We start from the raw sequence: 3,421 nt of genomic DNA on the forward strand, positions 1-3,421 counted from the left end.
GCGGTCAGCTTTACCGGAAACCCGGATTTCCAGGAAGATGTTCTGGACTGGGTGCTCGACGGCAATTCCGATTTGTATAAGGAAGTCATCGCCACGCCAGGCGGAACCGGTGCGGTCGGCATGTCGATTGAAAACTGCCTCGAAGCCGGTCAGACGCTGATCATTCCGGAAATCGCCTGGGGCTCTTACTCCCTCATGGCGCAGATGCACAATCTGAAAACGAAATCGTATTCGCTCTTTGAAGGCGATCATTTCAATCTCGACTCCCTGAAGGCGACATGCAAAGCCGTCATGGAAGAGCAGGACCGTCTGGTTCTGATCATCAATGACCCGTGCCAGAATCCGACCGGCTATTCGATGACCAGAAAAGAATGGGAAGACGTGATCGAATTCCTGAACGAATGCTCCAAAACCCATTCGGTCGTTCTGATCAATGATATTGCCTACATCGACTTTGCCTATGAAGGTGCGAAAGCCAAGGAATATTTCCGCTGCTTCGACAAGATTTCGGACGACGTTGCTGTAATCGTTGCCTTCTCCATTTCCAAATCGCTGACCTCTTACGGTCTGCGCTGCGGTGCAGCCATTCTGATGGCGAAAACGCAGGAAGGCGTGGACGAACTGAAAGTCGTCTTCGAAAAGACCGCCCGCGCGACCTGGTCGAACGTCAACAATGGCGCCATGGAAACGTTCTCGACGATCATGCGTACGAAAAAGGATGAATACCTGGCAGAAAAACAGAAGTATGTGGATCTGCTTAAAGCCCGTTCGGATCTGTTTGTAAAACAGGCCGAAGAAGCCGGTCTGGTTCACTACCCGTACAAGGAAGGCTTCTTCGTCACGCTCGCAATGGACAATGACAAGTGCGACCGCCTGCATGCGGCCCTGATGGAAAACCAGATTTACACCGTCAAGGTCAACAAGGGCATTCGCATCGCCGTCTGCTCCATGCCGCTTCACGTCATCGACGGTCTGGCCGCCCGCATTAAAGCGGTCGAAGACCAGCTCGACTAGATCGTTCCAAACAGAAAAAAACGGCGGAAAACCGTTTTCGATTTTCCAGCCGCATCAGTATTTCCCTTTTCCTGTTTTTTCTTCAAGTCCGCAAAGCCGCAAGGCCTGCGGGCTTTTTTACTGCCGAAAGCCGCGCATTTCTGTCCGGCTGAAGGCGCGGCCGAATCCCTTCAGAATCCGCTCCGGGACAAAATGTGAGAAATTAACAGGTTTTGAGAGATTTAACATCATATAAAGACAATTTTTATGCACAATAAAAGCAAGCAGATAAAAGTGAGAAAAAATCCTCACTCTGCGCGAAGACAAAATGAGCTGAAAATTACGAGAGGTATCGCGAATTTTAATGGATGGTAAACAAAATCGAATTCGAAATAATTATCAATTCATTGTCAATTATTATGCCGGACAGAACAGAAAAACTAAAATAAATGCGTTAAAAAAATACGCTTTATGATAAAATATCCGTGCTTATACCGAAAAGAAATAATGAAAACGAAATAGATTTGGCAGGTGAAACTAATGGAAAGACAAGCTGGAGTCCTTCTTCCTCTTTTTTCAGTTCCTGGAAACCAGGGAATAGGAGACCTCGGACAGAAAACTCAGATGATGATCGATGAACTGACAGATGCCGGATTCAAGATCTGGTCTATGCTTCCCATCAATCCTGTACACGAACACAATTCGCCGTACAGTGCTGTAACTGCCTATGCCGGGGATCCGATTTACATCAATATTGATCGCCTGGCGGAGATGGGACTTCTGACCCAGAGCAGCGTCATCAACTGCAACAAGTTTAAAAACGCTGTGGACTACGATACAGTCCGTCAGTTTAAAGAACCCTTTTTTCAGAGAGCCTTTAAGGCTTTCCGCAAAAACTATAAAAAATGGAAAGAAGAATTCGAACAGTTCAAGCGTGAAGCGTTCTGGCTGAACAACTGGACCGTTTATGAACTGTTCCGCAATCTGAACGACGGCAAAGGCTGGACCGAGTGGGAACTCGATTACCAGGTATGGCCGGAAAAGCAGGGCATCAACCTTCGTCCTTACGTCGAAGAAGTGTTCTATATTCAGTTTTTGCAGTTTATTTTTTATAAGCAGCTTGACGAAATTACCGCGTACGCGCGCAAGAAAGGCCTCCGGCTCATGCAGGATGTTCCGTTTTACGTGAACATGAACAGCATGGAAGTCTGGTCGCACAAGCGGGAATTCATGGTACAGCCTGACGGCAGACCCATTCAGCTGGCCGGCTGCCCGCCTGATCACTACCACGAACACGGTCAGGTGTGGGACAAGCCGATGTATAACTTTGACTACATCAAGGAAGAGCAGTACGTGAACTTCCGCAATCGATTCATCTGGACCGCCAGGAACTTCGACGCGATGCGGATCGTTCATTTCAAGGGCTTTGACTTTATCTGGAAAGTCCCAGAAGACCGCAACCCGGAACACGGCGCATGGTCCGCCGGACCAGGCCGTCCGCTGCTCGAAATGATCAAGAACGATCTTCCCAACGTGCTCTTTACTGCCGAAGATCAGGGTCTGATGCGTCCGACGCTCAAGGAAATGGAAAAGGAATTTTCCATTCCGGTCATGGATGTTCTGCAGTACCGTATGGAAACCAAACTGCTCAAAAAGGCAGCGGCCCCGCTTTCCGCGGTCTACACCTCGTTTTATGACACCCCGACCATTGAACAGGACTACGCTTCCTTTACCAATAACCGCAAGATCGCCCTTCGCCGCTTCTTTAAAAAGCGCGAATACGAGCACCGTTCGTTCCACGACCTCGTGTGCCACTTTGCGATCAACAGCGAAGCCGTTCTCGTCCTTCTTGCCATGCAGGATATTCTCGGCATCAAGGAACAGGGACGCATTAACGATCCGGAAAACGAAGACGTGCCCAACTGGACGTGGAAGCTGAAAGACTTCAAGACGTTCCCGGATGAGCTCCAGAAAGTAAAAGGCTGGCTCGAAGCCGCTGGACGCATTCCGGCAGAATCGGCCGAAGAAGCCTGATTTTCTAAACCGCAGAGCGGAACAAAACAGGAACACAAATCCGTCCCACCGGTTTTCACAGCGAACGATTCGCGCCGAAAACCGGTGTTTTTTCTATGTCGAAATGAAACAGAACAGGACTGGACAAAATAGAAGAGAATGGGACCAAACGGGGCTGAACTGGATCTGGACGGAATGGGGCAGAAGGGGACGGACATTTTCTCAGCGTCCGCGGCTGCCCGAAGAAGCAGAGCTTTTTGAGCAGACCGCACGAGTGCCTTTTCGCGGATCTTGCAAACAAAAAGAAAACCGCTTCCGGTCAGGGAAGCGGCAGAGCGGATTTTGAAAGGGACTCCGGCCATGTTACAGGATTACAGATTCAGCCGAGCCCGACGGGGGTCAGGCGGTTGTGGAG

2 protein-coding genes are annotated in these 3,421 nt (G+C 49.6%); both read left to right on the forward strand.

Going from position 1 to position 3,421, the window contains the following annotated elements; translation table 11 throughout:
- Positions 1-1,014 (forward strand): pyridoxal phosphate-dependent aminotransferase (locus tag ACLUYS_RS09590; RefSeq protein ID WP_412659740.1); only part of this gene is annotated, 1,014 nt, incomplete at its 5' end.
- 519 nt (positions 1,015-1,533) lie between these two features.
- Complete coding sequence (gene malQ, locus ACLUYS_RS09595) at positions 1,534-3,027, forward strand: 4-alpha-glucanotransferase (protein ID WP_230266496.1); 1,494 nt, start codon at positions 1,534-1,536, stop codon at positions 3,025-3,027.
- Positions 3,028-3,421 lie beyond the last annotated feature (394 nt).

The sequence above is a fragment of the Allobaculum sp. genome, from assembly GCF_047010065.1.
In the GTDB taxonomy this organism is placed as follows: domain Bacteria; phylum Bacillota_I; class Bacilli_A; order Erysipelotrichales; family Erysipelotrichaceae; genus Allobaculum; species Allobaculum fili.

What these genes read in the sequence shown, in the direction of transcription:
- malQ (WP_230266496.1), top strand. Translation starts at nt 1,534, where the DNA reads ATGGAAAGACAAGCTGGAGTCCTTCTTCCTCTTTTTTCAGTTCCTGGA.